Below are 26,470 nucleotides of genomic sequence, written 5' to 3' on the forward strand. Positions count from 1 at the left end.
TCTCTTATTTATGGCGATTTTCTTAAATTCAATAGCTATTTTTGTAGTATGAACTATTCAGCGGAACTAAAAAAATTTGTAACCAGTCAATATGTATATTCTGCAATCAGGATAACATTAGCCACTGTTCTGCCCTGTTTAGTCCTCGCCCACTTTGGAATTCTGAAAGAATATTTCCTTTTTCCTCTGGGAACCAGCTTTGTCGCCCTTACTGACCAACCCGGACCTTTTATACGAAGACGAAATGCACTTGCATTTGCCATTTGCTGCTTTGTTTTGGTAGCCCTCATTGCCAGTCTCGTCATGAATTTTAAGCTCCTGGTCCTTCTTGAGATCATTGTCTTCGGGATGTTTTTCTCCCTGATCGGGGTATATGGCCAGAGATTGGCTGCTGTAGGTTCATTATCTCTTGTCGTCCTCGCCATCTTTATTGACGGCCATCTTACCGGAAGTAATATTCTTAAAAGCTTACTCATCTTTGCCAGCGGATGCATCTGGTTTTTGCTGATCTTCCTTGTGGTAACCACCATACGACCTTATAAACTCGCCGGACAAATGATTGGAGAAAACTACCTTCAACTTGCCGAGTTTTTAAAGATCAAAGCTAATTATTATCAGAAGAACCCTGACTTTGACAAACTTACCACACAGGTCATTGCCAAACAGATCGAAATAAAAAACCTTCAGGAAGATACCAGAGAAACCGTTTTTAAAACCAGAACCATTGTCAATGAATCGACTACGACCAGTCGTTTGCTGATGCTGATGTTCCTGAACTCTATGGACCTTCATGAAAAGCTCATGACCTCTGAAAGTGACTATCAAAAGCTTCAGCAGAGCTTCGAAGACAGTATGATCCTGGTCAATATCCACGATTATCTTAATCTTCTCGCTGAAGAGATCACCAATATCGGGATCGCTCTCCAAAGTGGTACCAGAGCAAAGCCCATGTTTAATCTTGAACTTGAATTAAAGAATCTCAACTATAATTATTTCGAACTCAGAAATAAACAATTATCTTCCGACAGTCTGGAAAATTTCATGGTCCTGCGCCAGATCCTGATGCGTATCAATGAAATCACCAAAGAGATCAACGAGATTTACAAAGTCTTCTCACAGGATTTAAAACTGGCCAAAAGTTTATCTACGGGATTAGACCTTAAAAAGTTCATGCCTAATGAGCCTAAGCTGAATTCAAAGGTATTAAGGAATAATATTTCATTATCATCCTCTCATTTCCGCCATGCAATAAGAATTACCACCGCTTTGCTGCTGGGGTATCTTTTCTCCATGTTTGATTCTCTGGGCCTTGGACATACCTATTGGATATTGATCACGATTACAGCTATCTTAAAGCCTGCCTATTCCATTACCAAGCAGCGAAACCTGCTCCGTCTCTATGGAACGGTAACCGGAGCCACAATCGCTTATATCATTCTCCATTTTGTACATATCAACGGAGTTTTATTTGCCATTCTACTGATCAGTATGATCATGTGTTTCAGCTTTTTGAAAGGACGCTATTTCTGGGCCGTTTTATTTATGACCATCTATGTTTTCCTGAGTTTCAATTTCCTGAATCCCGGGAAGGTCAATATCATTTTTAAAGACAGGGTACTCGATACTGCTATTGCAGGAATTATCGCTTTCGCCGTTTCTTATATTGTATTGCCTGTTTGGGAACATACTCAGAATCTCGATCTGATGAAAAAATCGGCAGCAGACAATCTTATTTATTTCCAAAGTGTAATCTCCAAATTCTTACAGGGAAATTTTGATATTGAGGATTATAAAGTAAAACGAAAAAATGCAATCATTTCACTGGCCAATCTTTCCGACAATTTCCAGCGAATGATTTCTGATCCCAAAAATCAGCAGAAAAAACTGGAAGTCGTGCATCAGTTTGTAGCAACATCACACCTTGTCACCGCTTATACCGCTTCTCTTTCTCAGTACGCCAAAAGCAATGAGCAATATCCTGAAATTGATGCTGAAAGCTGGAGCAGAAAGATTGAAGCAGAAATGCAGCAGACCTCTACTCTCCTCAACGGTAACGACGTCAATGAAGCCCTGAAAATGGAAAGCCGGCTTGAACCGGAGGATTCTTCCATTGAAGATATGCTCATGAAAAGGAAGACCGAAATAGAGGAAAATGATATTGTTGACCGAAGAGATCCTGATAAAATCTCACATTTGACAGAACTCAAGAACATTCATGACATTCTGGAACTGATCTATGATGTGGCTAAAGAACAGAGAAAAGTGATTGAAAAATACAGGAGTGAAAAACACGCTACTCCTCCACAATCGTAAAGCAATAGTCATCAAAAAACTCTACCCGGGCTTTAAATTCGTCTGAAAACTGTTCGTCATATACCCTGCAGCTTATTTTATGCAGATGTTTCAACTCAAACGGTTTTACTTCATAGTTTTTCTTTAAAGACCAGTATTTTGAATGATGGATCTTATACATACTTTCCTTTACACTCCAGATAATGGTGTAGAATGTATCGGCTTTATCTTCAGGAATAAAACCCCGTTCATTTTCGTAGGTAAATTTATCAATCACCCTTAAAATCTTAGGGTTAAATTTCTCGACATCAATACCTATTTTGTTGTTGGAAATTGCAATGGCTGCAAATGGAAAAGAATGGGTAATAGAGATTTCTGCGTCCTGAGGAGAAAGAAAAGGTTCTCTTTCTTTATATAAAATTTTGGAGTGAGGTTTCAGGCCTTTCAAAAGCTTACGTACCATCAGTACCTCCAGAAGTTTTTTCGGATGATAATCTTTTACCTTTTCGGCATTTTCAGGTTCCAGCAGTTCATTGATGTCAAGTTCTTCGCTTTCATCATATTTCCAAACAAGGATTGTGGCATTATCATCTGAAAAATCTCGGTAAAGGGGCATTCTTTTTTTATTCTGCAAAAATACGAAAAAAGGATGGGAGATGGAAGCGAGATGATGGAAGTTATGATAGTCTGTAAAAACCTCTTGTAAACTTATGATTTAAAAAAGGGAGATGGAGGTCCGGAAAACAAATGCAGACTTAATCAGAAAATTTATTCAGAGACTGTTTTTACTTACCTTAACTGGTATAAACTTCCCTGCTTCCCTCTTCCAGCTCCCTTTCTTAATTTATTTAGACTGATGGTTCACATCATTTCTATGTTCAACAATTTCAAGATTCTCATCCACAAAATAGGCACTTCCGAAACCGTTCACATAAGATCCTTTTACAGGGTGTAGAGCAATCAGGATAAAATCTCCCATTTCAGATATAACATCTACTACTTTTCCGTGAGCTTCTTTAAGCTTAGAAATAATAGTATTCCAGGTTTCAGAGTCTCTCTCTATCTGTGAAGTTGAGGCTTCAAGCGTCAAACGCTCACGGGCATAGATCTGTTTGGTTGCCGATTCATCTTCAATAAACATTACCGATGTTTTTCTCCCTTCTGAAAGGTTTTTGGTGTGTTTTGCCATGAAAGATACCAGAATATAGAAGGTATTTCCTTCCCGAACAAATGGTGCATAGCTCGAATTTGGATTTCCTTCGGCATCTACAGTGGCTAATAGGACACTTTTGGTGCGGTCTATCAGTTCATTTACTTTTGGAGCAACAGGTTTTGCTTTTCTCTGAGACTCGTCCTGGGTATTTGTATGATTCATAATATTTGATTTATCAGATAAAAGTACTTATTTATATTAAGACTAAATAATTTTAAGCTATGTTTAATCTCATAAAAAGGAACTTAAATTGTGGTTTTTATATCTTAATTATTAATTGTAATTTTGCATTTCGTTATCACTTGAATTTAAAATTATTCATTACATATGAGTACTACAACACAATACGTTCCTTATAAAGTTAAGGATATTTCCCTTGCAGAATGGGGAAGAAAAGAAATCACCCTTGCAGAGGCAGAAATGCCAGGTTTGATGGCTATCCGTGAAGAATACGGGCCATCTCAACCGCTTAAAGGAGCAAGAATCGCTGGATGTCTTCACATGACAATCCAAACGGCTGTGCTTATCGAGACATTGGTAGCTTTAGGAGCTGAAGTTACATGGTCTTCTTGTAATATTTTCTCTACTCAGGATCACGCTGCTGCGGCTATTGCTGCTGCGGGAATCCCTGTATATGCATGGAAAGGTCTTAATGAAGAGGAATTCGACTGGTGTATTGAGCAGACTCTATTCTTTGGTGAAGACAGAAAACCATTGAACATGATCCTGGACGATGGTGGAGATCTAACCAACATGGTTTTTGATAAATACCCTGAGTTTACAAAAGATATTAAAGGACTTTCTGAAGAAACGACGACAGGTGTTCACAGACTTTACGAAAGAATGAAGAACGGAACTTTGGTAATGCCTGCTATCAACGTAAACGACTCTGTAACTAAATCTAAATTTGACAACAAATACGGATGTAAAGAATCTGCAGTAGATGCTGTAAGAAGAGCTACAGACGTAATGTTGGCAGGAAAAAGAGTGGTAGTTTGCGGATACGGAGATGTAGGTAAAGGTACTGCTGCTTCTTTCAGAGGAGCCGGATCTATCGTTACTGTTACTGAAATTGACCCAATCTGTGCGCTTCAGGCTGCAATGGACGGTTATGAAGTAAAAAGATTAGATACCGTAGTAGACAACGCTGATATTATCATCACTACAACAGGTAACTTCAACATCGTAAGAGGAGAACATTTCCTTAAAATGAAAGATAAAGCGATCGTTTGTAACATCGGACACTTCGATAATGAAATCGATATGGCCTGGTTAAACAAAAACTACGGTCAGACTAAATCTGAAGTGAAGCCTCAGGTAGACATCTACACGATCGAAGGTAAAGAAGTAATCATTCTTGCTGAAGGTAGATTGGTAAACCTTGGATGCGCTACAGGTCACCCAAGTTTCGTAATGTCTAACTCTTTCTCTAACCAGACTTTGGCTCAGATCGAATTGTGGAACAACTCTGCTGCTTACAAAAACGAAGTATACATGCTTCCTAAGCACTTAGATGAAAAAGTAGCAGCTTTACACCTTAAGAAATTAAGCGTAGAGCTTGAAACACTTTCTCCAGAGCAAGCTGAATACATCGGAGTAGAAGTACAGGGGCCATTCAAGCCTGAGTACTACAGATACTAAGATCTATATAAAACATGATAAAATCCCACTATTTCTAAGATAGTGGGATTTTTTTATAGCGTACACTCAGTCATTTCTTATTTTTGTCAACTAAAAAAATAGCATGAAAAATTACTTATTTCTGGGATTAATGAGCTCGGCTGTGTTCTTTAGCAGCTGCAGTAATGATGATAATGACGGAACTCATACTCCTTCAGGATCCAGGGTATTATTAAGCAAAGTTACGACAGTATACTATGACAACCCGGGTAAGCCACAGACCAGCATTCAGAATATGGAATACAATAACCAGGGTGAACTTATAAAAACATGGTCAGAATCCGGATCTTCCAAATTTGAATACACTAACGGGAAACCTTCAAAAGCCACTTATTATATGGCAGATGGTACATTAGAATATTATTCGGTATTTAATTATAACGGAGATCAGCTTTCAAACATTAAAGGAATCTACACCAATCCTGATAGCAACAGTACCATTACCTTTAGCTACAATACGAACGGTCAGCTTACCTCCTCCACTCTTTGTCAGTCACCGGACTGTTTCCATCCAATGGTCAATACCTATACTTATAACGGGGACAATATTTCATCAGAAACCTCAGAGACTATAGGAACCAGTTTCGGTACTAAAATTGTGTATTCCTATGATGACAAGCTAAACCCATATACCAATTTCAACAAATATCTCAAATTTATGATGGGAGGGGCTTATACTGTAAGCAAGAACAATTATCTGACAGAAAAGATAAGCTCCAAAAACAATGGCATCTGGGAACAAAATCAGAACAGAACTTCCACGATACAGTACAACAACTCTGGTTTACCTGTTCAGGTGGTCTCAAAAGAAGCCAACGGAAACCTTTCCGTTCAATATAATTACGAATATATTACTCAATAATACTAAGCTCTCCAATTTTGGGGAGTTTTTCTTTTAGAAGCTGATTCCCGATATCCGCTCATACTCCTCTCCCATATCTAATCCCTAACCTCTTCCAGCTCATGTTCCGGGGTAACCGCTGCTATCGGGGCTAAAACCTGTAACCATTAAGAAGACATTCCATTATCATATTCAATTGCAACGGGCTTCAGCCCGTTTTTTATAAAAAAATATTCCATTGGCTTCAGCCTAAACTTACTACGGAACCCTATTGCCAATATACAATAGAAGCTGTTTTTTTTAATTCTTCCGTATTTTACCCATATTTTCCTGTTATTGAAGCTAAGTTTATAAAAAATGAATATATTTAGACTCTTAAAACATTAATTCATGAAAAAACAAAGAGTATCGAATGCATTTGTCGCAGCATCTTGGGTGGCATTGGGAGCAGGAATGATTGGTTATATTGTAGGTCTTGCAAGAGCCGAAATGCAGCTTAATGAGAAAGGATATTATTTCACCATTCTTCTCTATGGTCTATTCGCAGTTGTTTCTTTGCAGAAAGCCGTCCGTGACAAATTAGAAAATATTCAGGTAACCGATATTTATTATGGGATCTGTTGGTTCGCCACCTTATCTTCCATTGTATTGCTTGCCATTGGGCTTTGGAATGCAACGATACTTCCAAGCGAAAAAGGATTCTATGCTTTTGCATTTCTCCTTGCCCTTTTCGGGGCCATCGCCGTTCAGAAAAATACCCGGGACAATATGCTTCAGGAATAATATGAAGTTGTAACATACCTGAAAAGAAAAATTATCACATTAAAAAAACAGAAAAGCCTCGCTGAAAAGTGAGGCTTTATTTGGAGTATATAGATCTACTATTGATCAAAATGATTAGGATGCTGTGCTTTGATGTCATCCACGGTTCCCAATACTTTATCTTTTAAAGAATCCTGATATTTCTGAAGATTTTCAGCAACCTGAGCGTCTGCACTTCCCAGGATTTTAGCTGCTAAAATTCCTGCATTTAAAGCTCCGTTCAATGCTACAGTTGCTACAGGAATACCGCCAGGCATCTGAAGAATTGACAAAACAGAATCCCATCCGTCGATAGAGTTGCTGGACAAGATCGGAACCCCGATTACCGGAAGTGTTGTACAGCTTGCTACCATTCCAGGAAGGTGAGCAGCTCCTCCAGCTCCGGCTACGATTACCTTCAGGCCTCGTTCTTTTGCAGTCTTTGCATAGTCGAACATTCTTTCCGGTGTTCTGTGCGCTGAAACTACGGTCAATTCATAGGGGATATTCAGACTTTTAAGAAAATTTGCAGCCTGTTCCATGATCGGCAGATCGCTCTGACTGCCCATAATAATTCCTACCATCTTCAATTTTTATTAGATGTTCAAAGATAAAAAATTAAAAATTAAGAAAGAGCCCGAAGCAGGAAGCCGAAGATTATTTGTGTCTCCATATTATCTACCTTTTACAGTCCCCCCCTTACCCATTAACCATTACCTGTTACCTATTACCCTGTATCTGTATCACCTAAAATAATAACAACTGTACCCATTAGATTCATTTTAAAACCGGTAAATTTGATGGTTAGACTCTGATTCACCTTGAAAGATTACAAACTCATTTTCGCTGTTCTTACTGTTGCCCTTGTTTGGGGAACAACATTTTTGGCCATTCGTGTAGCTGTAGAAACGATCCCTGCATGGTTCGTAGCGGGAATCCGTCAGTTTCTGGCTTCAGTCATCATGTTTTTCCTCCTTATTTCCAGAAAAGAATTCAAATGGATTGGCTGGAAAAGTCTGGGATATCAGACCATTTTCGCTTCTTTGATGCTGGTGATCGCTAACGGGATGACTACGGTTGCAGAAGAAACAGTATCAAGCAGTCTGGCTTCCCTGATCAGTGCCTGCTCCCCTATTCTGGTGTTCCTGGGAAGTGTGGCTGTAGGGTTACAGAAATTCAGTTTCCGGGCTTTTGCCGGTGTGCTGATGTGTTTCAGCGGCATTCTTTTTATTTTCTGGGACGGCCTTCAGGATCTTGCCAATCCGGATTACCGAATGGGAATGATTTTCCTTTTCTGTGCCATTTCCGGCTGGGCCTCAGGTACAATCTTCACTAAAAAATTGAATATCCAAAGCGGAAATATCACCCTGAATCTTTTTTATCAGTTTCTTTTCGCCGGGATTGTTCAGATTATCCTGGCTTTTCTGTTTTCTGAAAATTATAATTTTGGCAACTGGAGTTTAAAGAGTATTTCAGCCATGCTGTATCTTTCTGTTTTTGGATCTGTAGCGGCTTTTTTTGCCTTCCATTATGCTTTAACCAAAATTTCTCCGGTACAGGTTTCCATTCTGGCTTATATCAATACGATCATTGCCATATTTTTAGGATGGCTCATTATGGACGAACAGATTTCTTTTAAGTTTATCCTTGCAGCAGCACTGATTATCTGTGGTGTTTTTATGATCAATTATAAACCGGAAATGTTCAAAAAACGGCAAATTGCATAACAAAAGGTAAAAGACTTTAAACACTTTAAATGAGGTTTACTCAGTCCTGTTATCAATTCCATTCACTTTTAACCAGTTTAAAAACAAATCTGTCCATTCCACAGTATTGGTCCCCTTCTTTCCTAATCCCCAGCCATGACCTCCTGATTGAAACAAATGGAGCTCTGCCGGAATTTTATTCTTCTTTAAGGCCTGGTACATCAGAATACTGTTTTCTACAGATGAAATGGGATCATCTTCGGATTGAGCCAAAAAAGTTATTGGAGTCTGTGTACCTACCTGTTTCTCTACAGAAAGTCTGATCTGATCCTCTATATTGGATGCATTTCCCAACAAAGATTTAAAAGAGTGCGTATTGTTATTAGGCGGCAGCATCGATACAACGGGATAGATCATCCCCGTAAAATCAGGCCGGGCAGAAACCAGATCTGCAGCATCCTGCGGTGGATAATAAACGGTATTGAAGGTAGAGGAAATATATCCTGCCAGATGTCCGCCTGCCGAAAACCCCAACACTCCTATTTTATGAGCATCCAGCTTATATTTTTCTGCATTGCTTCTTATAATCCTTAATGCACGCTGGGCATCCTGAAAAGGAACCGATCTTGAAGCCCATCCTTCACCCGGAAGTCTATACACCAATTCAAAAGCAGTAATTCCTTTAGACTTTAGCCATTCTCCTGCAGGATAACCTTCTGACCCCGATTCAATATGCGCATACCCACCTCCACTGATCACAAGAATAGCAATTCCGTTAGGATTATCAGGCTGATGAATCTTCAGTTCCGGAGTACTGATATGTGTAAGAGAGCCTTTGGGTGAACGGATACATTCTCCTCCAGGCCCAGGCCCATCCGGTATTTTTACCCACAGAGGGATGGAGGGAAGAGCTTCCATAGCAACGGTCTTCTGTGCCATCAGATTCACAGAGAATAAAAGGATTAAAAAGACTTTCTTCATTGAAGTATTGTATTACAACATATTGAAGATAGCTAAATTTCTGATGTGAATTTCAGTTTTTTTTATATTGATCAAAACTCAATGATCACCAACTATGAAGCTGAAATTATCAATCATTTGAAGTTTAAAATATAGCTTTTATCTCTATTCAGGATGAAAAAGCCAGATTTGTCAGAGAGGAATTTCCAGTGGAAAAGATGTAATTTTCTTATTTCCTCCATTTTTCCTATCTTGTATACTCAATCCCATACCATATGCTTAAAAACACATTTTTTATCCTTCTTGCAGCCTCTTTTCTTTTGACAAGCTGCGATTACAAAGAAAAAGAGAAGAATCTGGCAGACAGAGAAAAGCAATTGCTTGAGAAAGAAAAAACATTTGCCAAGAAAGAATCTGAGTACCAATCCCTCTTAAAAATGAGAGACAGTATTTTTTCCAAAAAAGATTCGGTGGTCATTGCTACCTGGCCGGCAGAAATTTCCGGCCCCTGGAATGGAAAAGTGATCTGTACAGAATCCAATTGCAGCGACTATGCGGTAGGCGATCAGCGTACGGATGTATGGGAGTTCGATAACGATTCTACCCAGCCTGTTACCAAAATTATCAACAACAATAATCTGGTAAGGCTGTACACAGGGAAATTTGAAAATAACGAAATAAGACTTTCCTTCAAGACAGATTCTACAGCCAAAAAGAATGTAGAAATGAGCGTTCTTCTGAATGACATTTCTGACAACAAGATCAAAGGAACAAGAACCATCACCTCTGATGGCTGTACAGCGAAGTTCTCTGTTGAATTGGTACGTTCCACAAAATAAAAACACCTATGATTTTACTGAGTATACACAACCTGAGTCTTCCTATAGAAGATCCGGTATTGAAGTTCCTGTTGGTACTGATCATCATCCTTGCAGCTCCATTGCTGCTGAATAAAATAAAAGTTCCCCACCTTTTGGGGCTCATTATTGCCGGTGCTGTAATAGGCCCTAACGGATTCAATGTACTGTCGAGGGACAGCAGCATTGTTGTAACGGGAACGACCGGGCTTCTTTACATCATGTTTCTGGCCGGGCTGGAGATTGATATGGGAGATTTTAAAAAGAATAAGTGGAAGAGTCTCACTTTTGGTATTTACACCTTTACCGTTCCTTTTGTACTGGGGTATTTAGGTGGATATTACATTCTTCATTTTTCAATGCTCACTTCTATTCTGTTTGCCAGTCTTTTTTCGTCCCATACTCTGATCGCCTATCCATTGGTCAGCAAATTGGGTATTGCTAAAAATAAGGCGGTCAATATCACTGTTGGAGGGACCATGATTACAGATATTCTTGCTTTATTGGTACTTGCTGTGATCGTTGGGATGTCTCAGGGGGATGTGGGTACGGAATTCTGGGTGAAACTCTCTGTTTCATTTGTGGTTTTTGCCCTGATTGTACTGATTGTCTTCCCTATTATCGGCCGTTGGTTTTTCAAGAAAGTGGATGATAAGATCTCCCAGTATATTTTTGTTCTGGTGATGATCTATCTGGCTGCCATGCTTGCAGAACTTGCCGGTGTGGAGGCTATCATTGGTGCCTTCTTTGCCGGACTGGCTTTAAACAGACTTATTCCTCACACTTCTTCTTTGATGAACAGGGTTGAATTTGTGGGAAATGCGATATTTATTCCGTTCTTCCTGATCAGTGTAGGAATGCTGATCGACTTCAAAGTTTTCTTTAAAAGCTGGGAAACTCTTGAGGTAGCCGGAATTATGCTGGTGGCCTCTATTGGTGGGAAATATCTTTCTGCCGTAGCCACACAAAAAACGTTCAGACTGACTAAAGAGGAAGGAAAACTGATCTTCGGACTGAGCTCTGCTTCGGCGGCAGCAACACTGGCCTCGGTAATGGTAGGATATAATATCATCCTTTCTGAAACGGAAACCGGAGAACCGGTAAGGCTATTGAATGAGCATGTACTGAACGGAAGTATTCTGCTGATCCTGATCTCCTGTACGATCTCTTCTTTTATTTCAATGGCAAGTGCCCAGAAAATTGCAGAAAGTGATAATGAAGATACAGTTTCCGGGAACAGCCATGAAGAAGAAAGTATTTTGCTGGCGATCAACCATGAAGAAACCGTTGAAAGAATGGTCAATCTGGGAATTCTTATCAAAGCCCACTCGAATACGGAGGATCTTTTTGCCTTAAATGTGATCAATGAAGATAAGAATGAATCTTCGGTAAAAAATGCAGAAAAGCTTCTTCATCAGGCAGTAGATACCGCAGCTGCAGCAGATGTGACATTACAGGCTCTCAAAAGATATGACAATGACGTGATCAATGGGGTAAACAATGTCATCAAAGAACAGCAAATCACCGATCTTATCATAGGACTGGAAGATGAAAAAGGGTTCTCCCCTTCATTCGTTTATAATCTGTACAACGGTTATCTTCAGAATGATGATGTGAATGTATTGGTATACCATGCGGCACAGCCCCTTTCCACCATTAAGCGCTATGCTGTAATGATTCCTGAGAATGCTCATAAGGAAGCAGGATTCTTCCACGCTTTGCTAAGGGTATGGAATATTGCCAGAAATTCCGGAGCGACAGTTGTTTTTTATGCACCTGAAAACATTCTGGATATTCTTCAGAAGATCACTAAAAAAGCCAATATAGAAGCTGAATTCATCATTATGAATACATGGCAGGATGGTGGAAGAACAGCAACCAAGCTTAAAGATGATGAAGCTTTGATCATTCTGATGGCCAAAAGGGGTATGAAGTCCTATATTCCACAAATGAGACTGATTCCTGAACTTCTGAACAGATACCTGAATGATAATAATTATCTTCTGATCTTCCCATTCTCGGAATATGACAAAAACAGCCCGGAAATACGATCTGTAGGGAATCATGGAGATTTTGTGGAGATTGGAAATGTGATTCAGAAAATATTTAAATAAAAAATTCAGGCTGGAAGCTGGAAGTTACTCACAGACGGGTAATTGCTGACGTACTCTTAAAGAAAGTTATAAAAGTATGCTTAAAGTATTTTTATCACTACCATAACTTCCCTCTTCCAGCCTCTAGCTTCCTTTCTCTATCAACCCTAAAAGAAAACTCCTCACCTGGAGTGAAATAATAAAACTATTTTTGTCTAAAATCAAAATTCATTGAAAACAAAGAAGATATTCCTTTTGACAGCCGCTTTAAGTGTACAATTATCATTTGCTCAGTTTGCCAAGATAACCGATAAAGACGGCTATGTGAATGTAAGGGAAAATGCAGATGCAAAAAGCAAGATCGTAGGAAAGATCAATTCTGATGAAATCGTTTATATATTTGAGTCTGATCCGGTTCATAAGAATTGGGCGAATGTAACCAACGGTTATATCTATAGCTCAAGACTAAAGTATATACAGTCTTATCAAAAGATTCCTCCCAGTGTACGGGATGCCAACAAAGCGACCTTTGCATCAGGGAATATTAAAGTCAATATTGTTTCGGGAAAATTTAATTTTAAAGAAAATGAAAAAGACTTTACCTCAACCCTGCAGGGTGATTTTTACAAAGGGCAGCAAGTCTGGGGGATAGACGGAACGATTCCTAAAACGCACTATATCTCCATCACAGCACAAATTGGAAACAAGACGATCCAAATCCCTGCGAAAGAGATTGAGAACCTGTTCCAAATTGATAATAAATCGACGACCTGTTACTATGACCGTGAGAACGATACGCTGTATATCTCGATGAATAATTCAGAGGGAGCCGGTTCGTACGTAGGGCTTTTTATCATTGAAAAAGGACAATACAAGAAAAGGGTTCTGGAGATTCCTTTTTAAATTTACGTCCACCAAGAGAACACTTCCTGAATTCATCAGGTTAAATGATACAATTATTTTTGTTTAAACCCAAAATCATCAAATAGCATTGAAAATAAAAAAAATATTCCTTGTCGCTACGATTTTAAGTATCCAGTTATCTTTTGCTCAGTTTGCCAAAATTGTAGACAAGGATGGCTATGTCAATCTGAGAGAAAATCCGGATATAAAAAGTAAGATTATAGGGAAGATCAATTCTGATGAGATTGTCTATGCTTCTGAACCGGATACCAATAATAAAAACTGGATGAATGTTTATTATAATGACAAAACAGCCGGTTATATTTATAGTTCAAAAGTTAAGCTTATTGATTCTTATGAGACCATTCTTCCTATCATCAATGATGAAAATAAAGCCTCTTTCAAATCCGGCAATATTAAGGTAGATATTATTACTGAAAAGTTCAATTATAAGGAAAATAAAAAATTCTTTTCTTCATCCAGCTATGGTGGACAAAAGGTAGAGGATAAATACAAAGGGAACCTGATCTGGGGAACCGACGGAACTATTCCCCGAACGCATTATAAATCTATCACTGTACAGATTAAGGATAAAAAAATTCAGATTCCTACTAAAGAGATTGAAAACCTCTTCAATCCCAGCAACCAGTTTACCGCATGTTATTATGATCGTAAAAGTGATATTTTATACCTTACCATGCTCAATTCTGACGGAGCCGGATCTTATGTAGCTCTTTTTAAAATTGTAAAAGGGGTCTACAAGGAAAGAATTTTAAAGAAGCCTTTTTAAAAAACAAATCAGTAATTCATGATCAAAAAGATTTTACTTACTCTTTTAGGAGTAATCATTTTAGGGGCTGTTTCACTGACGGTCTACTGGAATTTACCCATTGAAGTCACAAGACATTCTGATATAGAATACGGAAATAAACTTGTTCTGAATCTTGAAAATTACCAGAAAGAACATAAAAGTCTCCCCCGTTATAATGACTGGAATGTCCTTAGTCAATTAGGATTTAAACAGCAGGAGCTTGGCGTAAGTCCGGATTATGCAGTGGATAGTACAGGTTCTTATGAATTGGTCTATATGGACGCTTTTGACGGTCCTTACCTGATGTACAGTTCCAAAGAGAAAAAATGGAGCATTGATTTCCCTAAAGTTTTCAAACGATAATCGAATAGGTTTGGGCTGAAGCCCATTGAATTTATCATTATTGATAAGCGGGCTAAAGCCCGCTCCTATTGAATTGATAAAACACAAACCAGAATATTTTGAATCCTTAATTGGTATTTAAAAGTAACAAGGGAGCGGTTTCCACATTTGAAACCACTCCCTTGTTATATGATTGTAAGTCTGATTATTCAGAAATCACTCTCACCATTCCTTTCACCTCCACAAGCTTTTCCATAAGCTCTTCTCTGGAGTCTGCCAAAACATTGATGTGCCCCATTTTTCTACCCGGTTTGGTTTCTGTTTTTCCGTATAAGTGAATGTAAGTTTCAGGTAATTTAAGTACCTCTTCCATTCCTTCGTATACAACCTTTCCAGAGTAGCCTTCTGCTCCTACCAGATTCAGCATTCCGCTGTAAGTGATGGCATCTGTATCTGCTAAAGGAAGATTCTTTACCACACGATACATTTGCTCAAACTGTGAATTGGTATTTCCTTCCTGGCTCTGATGTCCTGAATTGTGTAGTCTTGGAGCCGTTTCGTTTACCCATACTTTTCCTTCTTTGTCAAGGAACAATTCAATGGCAAAAAGTCCCGGAGAGTTTACAGCATTCAGAAACTTCTCTGTAATGGCTTCAATCTGATTCTGAACATCTTCTGTCAGAAGAACGGGACATACATTAAAATCCAATAAATTCAGCTTCGGATCGGCCACCATTTCCGTTACCGGGAACGTATTGGTTTCTCCTTTTTCATTTCTTGCTACAATTACAGAAAGTTCTTTATCAATGTCTACAAGGCTTTCAATTACTGAAGCTTCTTTCCACAAATTCTGAACATCTTCCTCCGTTCTGATCACCTGCACTCCTTTTCCATCATATCCTCCTGTATTCATTTTCTGAACAAACGGTAATGGCATGATAATTTTTTCGTCGCTATTCCATACTACCTGAAATTCAGGGCTTGGAATATCGTGCGTTTTATAAAATTCTTTCTGAAGGATCTTCTGCTGAATGGTCTTGATGATGTTGGCATTAGGAACAACTCTGATTCCCTGCTTTTCAAGTTCGGCCAAAGCATCGGCATTTACATGTTCTATTTCAATGGTAACAACGTCTTTGTCTTTTCCAAAGTTCAGAACGGTTTCATAGTCATTGAAATTTCCCTGTGTAAAGTATGAGATGTTATGACATGGCGCATCAGAAGCCGGATCCAGAGTATAAAACTCATCGTCATACTTTAGTGCACTTTGTATCAGCATTCTTCCCAGCTGTCCGCCTCCCAGAATTCCTATTTTCATTTTTTATTTTTATTAGATTTACTCTTATTTATTGAACTTTATCAATTTTTAAATATCCCAGTCCCATCGGATTTTTCTGATCTTCAGCATCCGATCTGGTAAGAACGATAGAATATTTTTCTTTCATTGAGGCAGGAAGAATATCATTTACATTGAAAATATCATCAATATCTACTCCATGCTTGTCGTCAATATGACTTACTGCTCCTTCAAATCCCATGGTCTGGTAAAATTCAGTATCTTTTGCTCTTTTCACGATCTCTCCCATCGATTTTCCTACCATCAGATGCTGCTCATGGAATTCTTCAAAAAAACCAGGCTTATACCCGCCCAGATTAAGGAAATATAGCTGTTCATCAGACGATTTCGCTCCTTTTTCTACAATCTTCACTTCATAGCCGTCTGCAAATTTCACTTCCTGATGGCAGTCCAGATGAATCTTCCCTTCTGCTTCCGGCCAAAAGTCTTTCATATCAGGAACAAGGTCTTTAAGAGACTCTGCAATCCCGAAAAACACATCATGCTGCTCAATGTTACGCCCCTTTGGAGTAGCCCCAAGGATGACATAAAATAATTTCATTTCATTTTTCATGCATACAAAAATACGTTAAATTTATCTTTTTCAAATGTTTGGCAGACTACCACAATAATTTTATATTTGTAGCATTAATTGTAGTATGTCAGAAATCATCATACTCTTCCTTGGCGCAATTTCCGCTGGTCTTTTAGGTTCACTTACGGGTTTAGGAGGAGGAGTTATTATCATTCCTTTATTGACGCTGGGTTTTGGCGTTCCAATGCATTATGCCATCGGCGCTTCGCTGATCTCTGTTATCGGGACATCATCCGGCGCAGCCGTTGCTTTTGTGAAAGAAGGTTTTACCAATATGAGAATCGGGATGTTTCTCGAAATAGCCACTACGGCAGGAGCCATCATTGGAGCTCTGGTTTCGGGAATGCTTAATCCGAATACGATTGGGATCATTTTCGCAAGTATTCTCCTGCTTACCGTTGTACTGAACCTTAAAGGAAAACCTGACCATCAGGAACCTCTGATCAAAGGAAGTCTTGAAGAAAAACTAAAATTGTACGGAACATTTCCGGATAAAGGGATATTGAAAAGCTATTCTGCAAGAAATACCGTTCCAGGATTTTTGATGATGATGTTTGCCGGTGCGATGTCCGGACTTTTAGGAATAGGTTCTGGTGCATTGAAGGTATTGGCAATGGATAATATGATGAAACTGCCCTTCAAAGTTTCTACTACTACCAGTAATTTTATGATCGGGGTAACGGCAGTAGCCAGTGCGCTGATCTACTTCCAGAGAGGAGAGATCATTCCAGTGATTGTAGCTCCTGTACTGATTGGGGTGGTCATCGGAAGTTTTATCGGTTCCAAAACACTGATGGTTTCAAAAACAAAGAAGCTCAAAGTATTTTTTGCGATTGTGATCACGATCCTGTCAGTTTATATGATGTATAACGGTATCAACAAAAGCTTCAGATAATGAAAAAGAATTTTACAGACGTAGATCTGAACCGTTCGGTAGGAAATCTTCTGAGGCTGGGAGTTATTTTATCTGTAGCTACTTCACTGATCGGTTTTATCAAGCTGTTTATTGAAGGTTTTGAAATGCCTAAAAAATATACAAGCCTTGTTGTAGGGACTTCTTCTGAAAAAGTATGGGGCCACTTCTGGGATTCCTTATGTAAAGGAGAAGGAATGGCCATTATTCAGCTGGGAATCCTTCTTTTGATCTTTACTCCCCTGATGAGGATTGTTTTCGCTTTAATAGGCTATCTAAAAGAAAAAGACTACGTGTATGTAGTCATTTCTTCTATCGTTTTAGCGATTATGGCAGTGAGTTTCTTTGCAGGCTATGCCCACTAATTTTTACATTTCATAAAACTCCAGCGGCAGCTGATCAGGATCCTGGGTAAAGAAAAACTCTTTCCCCGTGAATTCATCTATACGGATTTCTTCACAATTTAATCCTTTACCAATCAGTTCATTTCGTTTTTCTGCTACGTTTTCTACAGAGAAAGCAAGGTGCCTCAATCCACAGGCTTCCGGACGTGACGGACGCTGAGGCGGATTGGGAAAAGAGAACAGCTCGATCACATAATGATCTCCGATGGCAAGGTCTAGTTTGTAAGACTGTCTTTCTTCCCGGTATACTTCACGGATGATATTCAGGTTTAAAATTTCTGTATAAAATGTCTTTGAAACGGCATAATCTGAACAGATAATGGCAATATGATGGATCTTCATTTTTTATAAATCTTTAAATTTTTGTAACATCAGATTTTTATAAATCTTTTTAAGTTTGTTATCAACGGGAGTGCTGTCCAGATTTCTTTCAACCTGCATAGCATGTACCACAATTTTATTGCTTTTAGAATCTCCCCAGATGGAAAGCTGTATATTTCTAACCCGGGAACCTGCCCCTATCTCCGCTTCATCAATTTTGTATTGATTACTTTCTTCTATCCTTTTATTCAGAAGTGTCTTCAGAGAGTCATTATTATATTTAAAAACATCTTCCCCATTTTTAAGATTTTGGGAGCTCATTTTACCTGTCCGCAATACAAGATAAGATGATTCATCAATAATTCTAGCCGTGTCTTTATGGATATTGATATTCCTCTTTTTAAACTCATCCATGATTTCCCCTTTTGTTTTCTTAACATCAATAACAAAATCTTCAAATATTACATTTCCGGAATACCTGTTATACCTGAAATTTTTGGGCGGAGACGTTGACATTAAAATAAGGAAGGCCGGGCACAACACAATGGCAGGATTCAACCTTTTTATGCTAAAATCATTGATCAATTTACCGTCTCTAATCATAAAATAGACTATCGGCAACAACAGTAAAACCAACAGGTCAGTGTAATCAACTACCCGATGGATACCAATAGGAGCCAAACTATTATAAACTTTAATAAAGCCTTCCGAAAAAGGTGATTTCCAAAAAGAAAATAATATGCCTGCTACAAAAACAGAATTCTGCTTTAGTCTGGGAAACAGATAAGTCAGAAGCATGGGCAGAAGAATAATCCCTGCAGTGTCAGACAGCTTACCGGTAAACCAGCTTGTATAGTAGAATTTGAAAAAATGGTCGTTTAAAAACAAAACAACCAGGCAAATTAAAAAGACAGGATTAAGAATCAGGTTTTTATTTCTCATTTATTGAATCTCTTTACAATTATCTTTTCTTCTCGTATCAATAATATATTGGATCTTCCAGGCATTATTTTGTTTCACCAGCTGGAAGCTATTGGCCCCGCAATGTATAAGTTTTTCTTTTAAATAAAAAGAATAGGGCGTAAATACGCTCGCCAGATTTCCGTCTGTATGAATGGCTTCTATCACTATTCTTTCGTCAAGATCTCCTTTTGAAAATTTAGAAATAGAAGTAATGAAGTCCTCTATTGTATCATTTTTTACGGTTCCATCTTTTGTGATGGTCTGAAGAACGGCATTCTCAGTAAAGGCAGATTTTACCAATGCCGGATCTGCATTCTTCATTCCAAGAAAGAGGTTTCTGATTGGTTTTTCTATTTCCGGATTCTGTTGGGCAAAACAGAAAGAGCTTAACATTAGAAAAACTCCGAATATTTTATTCATGGGATTGATTTATAGGTAAAAATAAGGAAAATACCGGGATGCTTAGACAATTTTTCTCTCTTAAATCAAAACCATAAAGATCTGGTTTAGATTCCTACGGAATGATAAAGTGTATGGATAATTGGAGTGCATCGTTTTTCGTTTCGGAGGAATCCGGGCAATTTATAATAATAACTATTCCTTTTTTGTGTGGGTCAAACACCTGACTACACTTTCTTGTACTAAAAAGGTGGGTTAAAGCCCACCTCTATTGAATATTTTTATCTCAGAATCCGAAATTCTACCAAAAATGCAGATCTTCTTCTATTATATTTTAAAACCTCATCACATCCTTCACCACTCCATTCTTCTGAGTGTGCTGTAACAGTTCTGCTTCAATGAAAGTTTTGATCTTCTCTTCTGAACCATCACTTGGGAATAAAAGGTGAACGTTTGCCCCTGCATCCAAAGTAAAGAATAGAGGTAATCCGGTTTCTTTTCTGAAATCCCAGATCTTATTGATTACTTCCAAAGTTCCGGTTTTCATCAGGATAAAAGCAGGCTCACTCATCATCATCATGGCATGAAGAGTAAGCGCTTCATGTTCCACCAATCTGATAAAGCTTTCCATATCTCCCGTCTTCAAAATTTCCTTCATTGGAACAAAGTTTTCCCGGGCTTCCTGGAATCTTCTCTCCGCGTAAGGGTTGGTATTCATCAAACCATGTCCCACCGTAGAAGAAACGCTTTTCTGTCCTTCATGAATCAACAGAACCCAATCATTGAAATTTTTGAAAACAGCATGAATTTCTGTATTGGGATACTGCACAGCAAACAGGTCTGAACTTCCTTCTACTTCTTCAGTATTTCCCCATACCACAAGACCATTATACAAGCTTCTGCAAGCGCTTCCACTTCCCAGTCTTGCCAGAAAAGAAGCTTTCTTCAGAGATTCTTCATCAGAGGATTTTCCGGCAAATGCTTCATCCAGTTTCATCAGACATTTCGCAATGGCTCCAAATCCTGAGGCTGAGCTGGCAATTCCTGAACTGTGCGGGAATGTATTCTCAGTTTTGATGATGTATTTCCCTTTCAGAATCCAGGGAAGATATTGTTCTATATTTTTAAAATACTTTTCGATCTTTTCAGCAAATTTTACTTCTTCATTTCCTGCCAGAAAAGTCTGTACAGAGAAAGATTCATCTGCTGTAAACTCCATAGCAGTATTGGTCTTACAATGATTCAAAGTATAGCTGATACTCGGGTTGGCAGGAATCTGGTCTTTATATTTCCCCCAATATTTGATCAGGGCGATATTAGATGGGCAGCTCTCTGAAACCGTTTGTGTATGGATTGTGAAATTATCTTTTCCTATAAATTCTTGTGTTGTCATAGTTTGATTTAAGTGATAATACTTCTTTTTGGACCACCCCGTCAAAAATTCTTTGAATTTTTGTTCCTCTCCAGAGGAGGGGAATTCTCACGTCTTCAATTGAGATATTTGTGAGAATGGAAACTTTCATAAAACTTAAGTATTTAATTTCGGTGGGTTACAAAGTCTTATAATCAGTACATTTTCTCTATTATATCTGCATATTTTTTAATAACCACATTTCTCTTCACTTTCAATGTTGGAGTAATTTCCCCGGTATTGATGTCAAATTCTGCCGGCATCAAGGTAAATTTTTTCACTTTTTCATAATCGGCAAGATGGCTTTGCAGTTCTTTGATTTTTTCTTTGTAAAGGCCGATCACTTTTTCATTTTTTACGGCCTCTTCCCAATTGGTAAAAGGAATGTTGTTCTTTTTGATATAATCCTGTAAAAATTCAAAATTAGGAACGATCAGAGCAGAAACAAACTGTCTTCCTTCTGCGATCAGCATAATCTGCTGAATAAAATTATTATTGGTCAGAAGGTTCTCGATCTGCTGTGGAGCGATATATTTTCCGTTGGACGTTTTCATCAGATCTTTGATACGGTCTGTAATGATCAGATTTCCTTTATCATCAAACTTCCCGGCATCTCCGGTTTTGAACCAGCCATCTTCTGTAAATACTTTCTGAGTGTCTTCAGGTCTGTTGTAATATCCTTTCATGATTCCGTTTCCTCTTGCCTGGATCTCATCGCTTTCTCCGATTCGAAGTTCTACTCCCGGCAATGGTTTTCCACTGGTAGCATGCTCAAAGTGTGTTAACGGGAAAAGTGTAAGTGTTGCTGTTGTTTCTGTTAGCCCATATCCTACGGTTACGTGGATTCCAACTGATTCAAAGAACCTGGTTACTTCAGGGGATAAAGAGGCTCCTCCACAAGGTAAAAACCATAGTCTCCCACCCATTTTTTCTTTGATCTTACTAAAAACCAGCGAATTTGCTACAGACTCTTTGAGTTTTAATCCAAAAGGAACAGATCTTTCATTTCGTCTTAATTCAGCTGTTTCCCATCCGGTTTTCAGTGCCCAGTTAAAGATTTTTTTCTTTAAAGGAGAACCTTCTTCCGCTTTTTCAAGGACTCCGGCATATACTTTCTGGAAAAATCTAGGTACAGCACACATCATCGTTGGCTTTACTTCTTCCAAAGCTTTTGCTACATTTTTAGGATCTTCAAGGAAATATACTCTTGCACCGCCGTATAAACATAACAAGCTCCAGCTTCTTTCGAATACATGGCTTAAAGGCAAGAATGCAAGAGAAAGCTCTTCTTCAAAGTTTTTAAATTTAAAAAACTCAAAATGGGAATCGAAAGCTTTGATGAAATTTCCATGGGTAAGCATCACACCTTTCGGAGTTCCGGTGGTACCTGAAGTATAGATCAGTGTAGCCGTATCTTCATTTTCTTTTTTGCAGATTTCCAGTTCCGCGGAAGCTTTTGCAATAAAATCTTCCAGGTAAAAACTGTTGAATTCTTTCTTGATCCACACTGCTTTTTTGGAAACAATGATTGTCTCAAGACTGTTCGTTTCTTTATTCAAAAGCTCAAGGCACGCATCATACTGCATCTGATTTCCTACTAAAACGACTTTAGCTCCGGAATCATCGATGATATATTCTGCCTGTTCGGCATTATTGGTAGAATAAATAGGAACGGTAATAGCTCCAATAGCCATGGCTGCCAGGTCAAGGATCATCCATTCAGAAGAATTGTCTGAATAAATCGCTACTCTGTCATGTTCCTGAACACCGGAATCTTTGAGTGCATTGGCTGTTTTAAAAATAATCTCACTGAATTTTTTCCAGCTCAGCTCTTTCCAGCCTGCCTCTTTCTTTTTAAAACCAATGGCAGCTTTTATAGGGTGTTTTTCTACATTTTTAAGGATAATGGCCTCCGCAAGATTCATTTCTTCAGCTTTTTGTCGTTAATATAATTGTTCAGGTGAAAGTCGATGCTTTCTTTTACAGGAATAAACTGATAATTCAGCTTTTCTTTGACTTTGTGATTGGAAATGGTGTTGAATGAAGAGATCGCCTCAATATTTGATTTTGTGACCATTCTCAGTTTTGGAATGAGCCATCCGAAGAGGATATTGGCTATTCTTCCGATATTTAACAGAGATTCTGAAAGGATCCGGGCATCTTTAAGCCCCAGTCTGCCTCTGATCTGTTTGGCAAGATCTGCATATTTATTATTTTCAGCCACAATGATGAACCGTTCTCCGAAAATATTATTCTCCATGAGTTCAATGGCTGTTTTGGCAACGTCTCTCACATCTACGTAAGCGGAACCTCCGGAAAAAGTAAAGCCGTTGTCTTCAAAGGTGGAAAAAAGCTCACCGCTGCTCTGCGTCCAGTTTCCGCTTCCAACGATCATTCCAGGATTGATGATCACAACGTTCATCCCTTCAGCAGAAGCTCTCCAAGCTTCCATTTCAGACAAATGTTTAGAAATGGCATAAGCTGAGTGTTCCAGTTTCGGATTAAATTCAGAATCTTCATCCAACTCGCCTTTTTCATTAAAATTATCCAGGACTGCTACAGAGCTTACATGCAGGAATTTCTTCACCGCAGATTCTTCACAGATGTATAGCAGGTTTTCTGTACCGTTGATATTCGTATGGTACATTTCTTTTTCATCTTTAGGATGAAAGCTCACTTTTGCAGCACAATGATATACCTCATCCACCCCTTTCAGAGCAGTTCTTAAAGAGTCGAGATCATCAAAATCTACATTGATCCATTCGATCTTACTGAAAAAATCATCGGGATTTTCTGTATAAAAGCCGTATGAATGCTTTACTTCGTTTAAATTGCTGCCCGGTCTCCTGGAAGCACGTACCTGTTTCCCTCTTTTAAGAAGTTCCAGTACAATTATTCTTCCCAGAATTCCGGTGGCACCCGTTACAAAAACCATTAATTACTTTACTTGATTGCTGACTAAAATATGACAATATTTTCTCTCCGGCAATTCTTCAGGTTTCTGTAAAAGTTCCTTTGAAAAACTGCTTTTGCAAATTTGCGATTTTTAAAGCAAAATTCAAGTTTATTTAACCAATATTATCATTTTGAAAGTGAGAAATATAATGCTGTGGAATAGTTTAAACCATAAAAGCAGCAAAGTTTTTTAACACTTAAGTTTTTTAAGTTCCAGCTTTTTCCATAAGAAGTACACTTAAGTTTTTAAAAATCTCCGATTTTCAAGCTAATGAGAAGATTTCTTAGCTGAAAAACTTTAGAATTTCATTCTTAGGACTCGGCGGCAAATCTTCGATTTGCCGCCGAGTCCCTACTAAATTAAAAGTCCTGAAAGCTTTAGATTCTTTCAGGACTTCTATACTATTAAGTACTTTTTTTAGGCCAGTACTTCATTACTTCTTCTTAGTGCTTTATCACAGAGAACGTCTGCGATACTTTTTGAAATAAGGTTTCCTTCAGTAAGGTTATCCAACCAGAAGAATTCACCGGCTGCATTGATCTCAATAAAATAATATTCGTCTTCAGGAGAGACAATCATATCTATCGCTCCGTAGTCTACATTATAGACATCCAAGAGTTCAAGCAGTTTTGCTTCTACATCTGCAGGAAGCTCTGTTCTGTTCCACTTGCTGATCAGGTTGATGCCATCTTTTCTCCAGTCTATTTTTGCCGCTTCAGACTGCTGGGAATCGATTTCAAATGCATAAACATCTCTTCCTACAATGGTAATCCGAAGTTCTTTTTTCTTTTGAATCATTCTCTGGAACTGCATTGGGCAATACAAAAGTGTATCCAGCTCTTCCAGTTTATCTTCATTGACAACATTGGTGAAAACCACATTTTCTACTCCGTCTTCATAGATTGCAAATCCCGTCTGCATTTTGGCTACTACATTTTTATTCTTCAGGATAAATTTTCTGGCTTCTTCAGGATTGTTGGTAAGGCAGGTTTCCGGGATGGTCAATCCTATTTTGTGAGCAATTTTCAATTGTTCTTCTTTACTGTCGAGCCTTCTGTAAACTGCCGGCTTCCCTAATGAATAAGCATCCACCGACTCGAAAAATCCGAAAAGTGTATTGCGGATCTCTCCCATTGCGGCTCCATAAAATTTAGAATCTATTTCTTCTTTCAGGCCGTTTCCGATATTATAGGCTCTTCTGTACCAAATGGCAGCAATATCGTCCAGACGATGGCTTGCATCAGGTGTTTCAAGAATACTGATCCATTCGCCATCCTGAAAAATGGTTGACAGTTTATTTTTTAAAGGATATTCATCCACATCGAAACGGATCACTTCACAGTTATTTTTTTCGATGTATTCTGTTACTTTTTCAATTGAAAAATTATCTGCAGTATGGGTGATAATTAAAATTTTATTCATAGAAATTGATTCTTTTGATAAGGTTGTCGGCAATTTTTTCTGCTATGGGAAAGCCCAGTTCTTTCTGCAGCATTCCCCATTCTCCCTGTGGGTTGACTTCAAGGAAATAATACTGTCCGTCTTTTCCCTTGATCATATCGATAGCTCCTATATACAAGCCCATTTCTTCCATCATGGACGTCAGATTCTTTTTTACAGAGTCAGGCAGTTCATAGGCGGACCAGAAGTAGCCTTCACGGGCTATTCTCCAATCTGCATTTTCGCTGTTATTGATCATTCCTGTAAAAAATTCGCCATCTACATAGACTATTCTCAATTCATATTCTTTGTCAATATAAGGCTGGAAGATCATCGGGCAATAAGCAATATCTGAAAGATGTTCCAGAGTATCCTCTTCAATCACCATCGTGGAGGTCATATTTTCACCGCTCATGGTTTTTGCTGTTACGCCGTGAAGTTTGGCAATGCCTTTTCCTTTGCAGTATTGATGGAAGAATGTGGTTATTTTCTCTTCGTCATTCGAGTAGACAGTTTTGGGAATTGTAAGGTTGTTTTTCTGAGCTATTTTCAGCTGCAGCATCTTATTTCCATCGATTTTCTTTTCATTTTCGTAAGGATTGATCCACGGAATGTCTTCTAAAACAGTCATCAGGTTATAACGGAGGTTTCCATACTCATTCAGAAAGATCTTTTCGTAATCCTGGTCCAGTTCTTCGGGAACACTTATTCTCCAGGCCTTTCTGTGCCATACTCCTTTGATATGATCGGAATGAATGGTGTTTCCTGATTCATCTGTCAGTTCAAATGTATTTTCGTTAACGCTGATCTTCTGAAAATGATTCAGGCGGTCAGAATTCAGTCTGAAAAAGGGAATGTTTCTGGAGGAAAGGTATTCGAAAAACAGGTCGATATTATAAAAGTCCTGTGAATGGGTGATACAGAGAATCATTTTGCCGGTTTTATTAAAAAGGGAAACTTAAAGTTTAAGTTTCCCCTACTATTAATTTTATTAATATGTTACTTCTATAGTGGAAGGATAATTACATCATCATCACCGTCAGAAGGATATTTCAACGTGTGCATCATATCATCTTTTGGAGATGTTACAACGTCTATTGCCGGCTTGGTAATTACATCTCTTTCAGGAATAGAGATCTCTGTTCCTCCTCCTTTTACCGTTTCAGGATCTTTGATTTGCTTTTCAAGGAATGATGCAAAAAATGGCTTCTTTTTTGAATTTTTGTTTTCCAT

At 38.4% G+C, this 26,470-nt stretch carries 27 protein-coding genes; 12 read left to right on the forward strand and 15 right to left on the reverse strand.

All coding sequences use genetic code 11. The annotated features are described in order from the left end of the window. The first annotated feature begins 48 nt into the window (after positions 1 to 48). Complete coding sequence (locus AC106K_RS09700) at positions 49 to 2,313, forward strand: FUSC family membrane protein (RefSeq protein ID WP_482444904.1); 2,265 nt, start codon at positions 49 to 51, stop codon at positions 2,311 to 2,313. Here AC106K_RS09700 and AC106K_RS09705 read toward each other — a convergent pair. Both AC106K_RS09705 and AC106K_RS09710 read right to left on the reverse strand, forming a co-directional pair. Then, positions 2,294 to 2,908 (reverse strand): 4'-phosphopantetheinyl transferase family protein, encoded by a 615-nt coding sequence (locus tag AC106K_RS09705; RefSeq protein ID WP_047094720.1) that lies wholly within the window; start codon positions 2,906 to 2,908, stop codon positions 2,294 to 2,296. The genes AC106K_RS09700 and AC106K_RS09705 overlap by 20 nt on opposite strands. A gap of 228 nt (positions 2,909 to 3,136) precedes the next feature. Then, positions 3,137 to 3,667: a pyridoxamine 5'-phosphate oxidase family protein gene (locus AC106K_RS09710; protein ID WP_482444906.1), complete on the reverse strand. Its 531-nt coding sequence runs from the start codon at positions 3,665 to 3,667 to the stop codon at positions 3,137 to 3,139. A 165-nt stretch (positions 3,668 to 3,832) separates the two neighbouring features. Here AC106K_RS09710 and ahcY point away from each other — a divergent pair, with 165 nt between their 5' ends. The 3 genes from ahcY to yiaA all read left to right on the forward strand — a co-directional run bounded on the left by ahcY (position 3,833) and on the right by yiaA (position 6,809). Then, on the forward strand, positions 3,833 to 5,146 hold the full coding sequence (ahcY, locus tag AC106K_RS09715) for an adenosylhomocysteinase (protein ID WP_047094722.1): 1,314 nt from the start codon (positions 3,833 to 3,835) through the stop codon (positions 5,144 to 5,146). Positions 5,147 to 5,249: 103 nt separating this feature from the next. After that, positions 5,250 to 6,047, forward strand: a complete 798-nt coding sequence (locus AC106K_RS09720; RefSeq protein WP_482444908.1) for a hypothetical protein — start codon at positions 5,250 to 5,252, stop codon at positions 6,045 to 6,047. Between the two features lie 369 nt (positions 6,048 to 6,416). Then, positions 6,417 to 6,809: an inner membrane protein YiaA gene (gene yiaA / locus AC106K_RS09725; protein ID WP_065392731.1), complete on the forward strand. Its 393-nt coding sequence runs from the start codon at positions 6,417 to 6,419 to the stop codon at positions 6,807 to 6,809. Between the two features lie 98 nt (positions 6,810 to 6,907). On the opposite strand, the gene purE is transcribed toward yiaA, so the two are convergent. Further along, complete coding sequence (purE, locus tag AC106K_RS09730; protein WP_482444910.1) at positions 6,908 to 7,411, reverse strand: 5-(carboxyamino)imidazole ribonucleotide mutase; 504 nt, start codon at positions 7,409 to 7,411, stop codon at positions 6,908 to 6,910. A gap of 237 nt (positions 7,412 to 7,648) precedes the next feature. Here purE and AC106K_RS09735 point away from each other — a divergent pair, with 237 nt between their 5' ends. Further along, entirely contained in the window at positions 7,649 to 8,554 is a 906-nt protein-coding gene (locus tag AC106K_RS09735; protein ID WP_482444912.1) for a DMT family transporter, read from the forward strand. A 36-nt stretch (positions 8,555 to 8,590) separates the two neighbouring features. On the opposite strand, the gene AC106K_RS09740 is transcribed toward AC106K_RS09735, so the two are convergent. Further along, complete coding sequence (locus tag AC106K_RS09740; RefSeq protein ID WP_482444914.1) at positions 8,591 to 9,514, reverse strand: alpha/beta hydrolase; 924 nt, start codon at positions 9,512 to 9,514, stop codon at positions 8,591 to 8,593. A 254-nt stretch (positions 9,515 to 9,768) separates the two neighbouring features. Here AC106K_RS09740 and AC106K_RS09745 point away from each other — a divergent pair, with 254 nt between their 5' ends. The 5 genes from AC106K_RS09745 to AC106K_RS09765 all read left to right on the forward strand — a co-directional run bounded on the left by AC106K_RS09745 (position 9,769) and on the right by AC106K_RS09765 (position 14,520). Further along, positions 9,769 to 10,332: a hypothetical protein gene (locus tag AC106K_RS09745; protein WP_482444916.1), complete on the forward strand. Its 564-nt coding sequence runs from the start codon at positions 9,769 to 9,771 to the stop codon at positions 10,330 to 10,332. 8 nt (positions 10,333 to 10,340) lie between these two features. Continuing rightward, complete coding sequence (locus AC106K_RS09750) at positions 10,341 to 12,464, forward strand: cation:proton antiporter (protein ID WP_482444918.1); 2,124 nt, start codon at positions 10,341 to 10,343, stop codon at positions 12,462 to 12,464. 210 nt (positions 12,465 to 12,674) lie between these two features. After that, a complete protein-coding gene (locus tag AC106K_RS09755; RefSeq protein WP_482444920.1) occupies positions 12,675 to 13,346 on the forward strand; it encodes an SH3 domain-containing protein in 672 nt (223 codons plus the stop codon). Positions 13,347 to 13,434: 88 nt separating this feature from the next. Beyond that, entirely contained in the window at positions 13,435 to 14,136 is a 702-nt protein-coding gene (locus tag AC106K_RS09760) for an SH3 domain-containing protein (RefSeq protein WP_482444922.1), read from the forward strand. Between the two features lie 18 nt (positions 14,137 to 14,154). After that, positions 14,155 to 14,520 (forward strand): hypothetical protein, encoded by a 366-nt coding sequence (locus AC106K_RS09765; RefSeq protein WP_482444924.1) that lies wholly within the window; start codon positions 14,155 to 14,157, stop codon positions 14,518 to 14,520. Positions 14,521 to 14,704: 184 nt separating this feature from the next. Here AC106K_RS09765 and AC106K_RS09770 read toward each other — a convergent pair whose 3' ends face one another. Further along, positions 14,705 to 15,817 carry a 5-(carboxyamino)imidazole ribonucleotide synthase gene (locus tag AC106K_RS09770; protein WP_482444926.1) on the reverse strand — a complete coding sequence of 371 codons (1,113 nt, stop codon included), beginning with the start codon at positions 15,815 to 15,817 and terminating at the stop codon, positions 14,705 to 14,707. Positions 15,818 to 15,845: 28 nt separating this feature from the next. After that, a complete protein-coding gene (locus AC106K_RS09775; RefSeq protein WP_482444928.1) occupies positions 15,846 to 16,397 on the reverse strand; it encodes a DUF1543 domain-containing protein in 552 nt (183 codons plus the stop codon). Between the two features lie 97 nt (positions 16,398 to 16,494). Between AC106K_RS09775 and AC106K_RS09780 the strand changes: the two genes are divergently transcribed. Both AC106K_RS09780 and AC106K_RS09785 read left to right on the forward strand, forming a co-directional pair. Then, on the forward strand, positions 16,495 to 17,325 hold the full coding sequence (locus tag AC106K_RS09780) for a sulfite exporter TauE/SafE family protein (protein WP_047098317.1): 831 nt from the start codon (positions 16,495 to 16,497) through the stop codon (positions 17,323 to 17,325). Continuing rightward, entirely contained in the window at positions 17,325 to 17,708 is a 384-nt protein-coding gene (locus AC106K_RS09785) for a DUF1634 domain-containing protein (protein WP_482444930.1), read from the forward strand. Before AC106K_RS09780 ends, AC106K_RS09785 begins: the two co-directional genes overlap by 1 nt. A 3-nt stretch (positions 17,709 to 17,711) precedes the next feature. Here AC106K_RS09785 and gloA2 read toward each other — a convergent pair whose 3' ends face one another. The 9 genes from gloA2 to AC106K_RS09830 form a co-directional block, all read right to left on the reverse strand. Beyond that, a complete protein-coding gene (gloA2, locus tag AC106K_RS09790) occupies positions 17,712 to 18,089 on the reverse strand; it encodes an SMU1112c/YaeR family gloxylase I-like metalloprotein (RefSeq protein WP_482444932.1) in 378 nt (125 codons plus the stop codon). Positions 18,090 to 18,092: 3 nt separating this feature from the next. After that, on the reverse strand, positions 18,093 to 19,010 hold the full coding sequence (locus tag AC106K_RS09795) for a hypothetical protein (RefSeq protein ID WP_482444934.1): 918 nt from the start codon (positions 19,008 to 19,010) through the stop codon (positions 18,093 to 18,095). After that, positions 19,011 to 19,451: a nuclear transport factor 2 family protein gene (locus AC106K_RS09800; protein WP_482444936.1), complete on the reverse strand. Its 441-nt coding sequence runs from the start codon at positions 19,449 to 19,451 to the stop codon at positions 19,011 to 19,013. 313 nt (positions 19,452 to 19,764) lie between these two features. Continuing rightward, positions 19,765 to 20,823 (reverse strand): diphosphomevalonate decarboxylase, encoded by a 1,059-nt coding sequence (locus AC106K_RS09805; RefSeq protein WP_482444938.1) that lies wholly within the window; start codon positions 20,821 to 20,823, stop codon positions 19,765 to 19,767. A gap of 173 nt (positions 20,824 to 20,996) precedes the next feature. Next, entirely contained in the window at positions 20,997 to 22,766 is a 1,770-nt protein-coding gene (locus AC106K_RS09810; protein WP_482444940.1) for an AMP-dependent synthetase/ligase, read from the reverse strand. Next, a complete protein-coding gene (locus AC106K_RS09815) occupies positions 22,763 to 23,776 on the reverse strand; it encodes an NAD-dependent epimerase/dehydratase family protein (RefSeq protein ID WP_482444942.1) in 1,014 nt (337 codons plus the stop codon). Before AC106K_RS09815 ends, AC106K_RS09810 begins: the two co-directional genes overlap by 4 nt. 438 nt (positions 23,777 to 24,214) lie before the next feature. Beyond that, on the reverse strand, positions 24,215 to 25,219 hold the full coding sequence (locus AC106K_RS09820) for an MvdD family ATP-grasp ribosomal peptide maturase (protein ID WP_482444944.1): 1,005 nt from the start codon (positions 25,217 to 25,219) through the stop codon (positions 24,215 to 24,217). Then, positions 25,212 to 26,168, reverse strand: a complete 957-nt coding sequence (locus AC106K_RS09825; RefSeq protein ID WP_482444945.1) for an MvdC/MvdD family ATP grasp protein — start codon at positions 26,166 to 26,168, stop codon at positions 25,212 to 25,214. Before AC106K_RS09825 ends, AC106K_RS09820 begins: the two co-directional genes overlap by 8 nt. 74 nt (positions 26,169 to 26,242) lie before the next feature. Beyond that, complete coding sequence (locus AC106K_RS09830; RefSeq protein WP_047098306.1) at positions 26,243 to 26,470, reverse strand: microviridin/marinostatin family tricyclic proteinase inhibitor; 228 nt, start codon at positions 26,468 to 26,470, stop codon at positions 26,243 to 26,245.

Source organism: Chryseobacterium sp. FR048 (assembly GCF_056844665.1).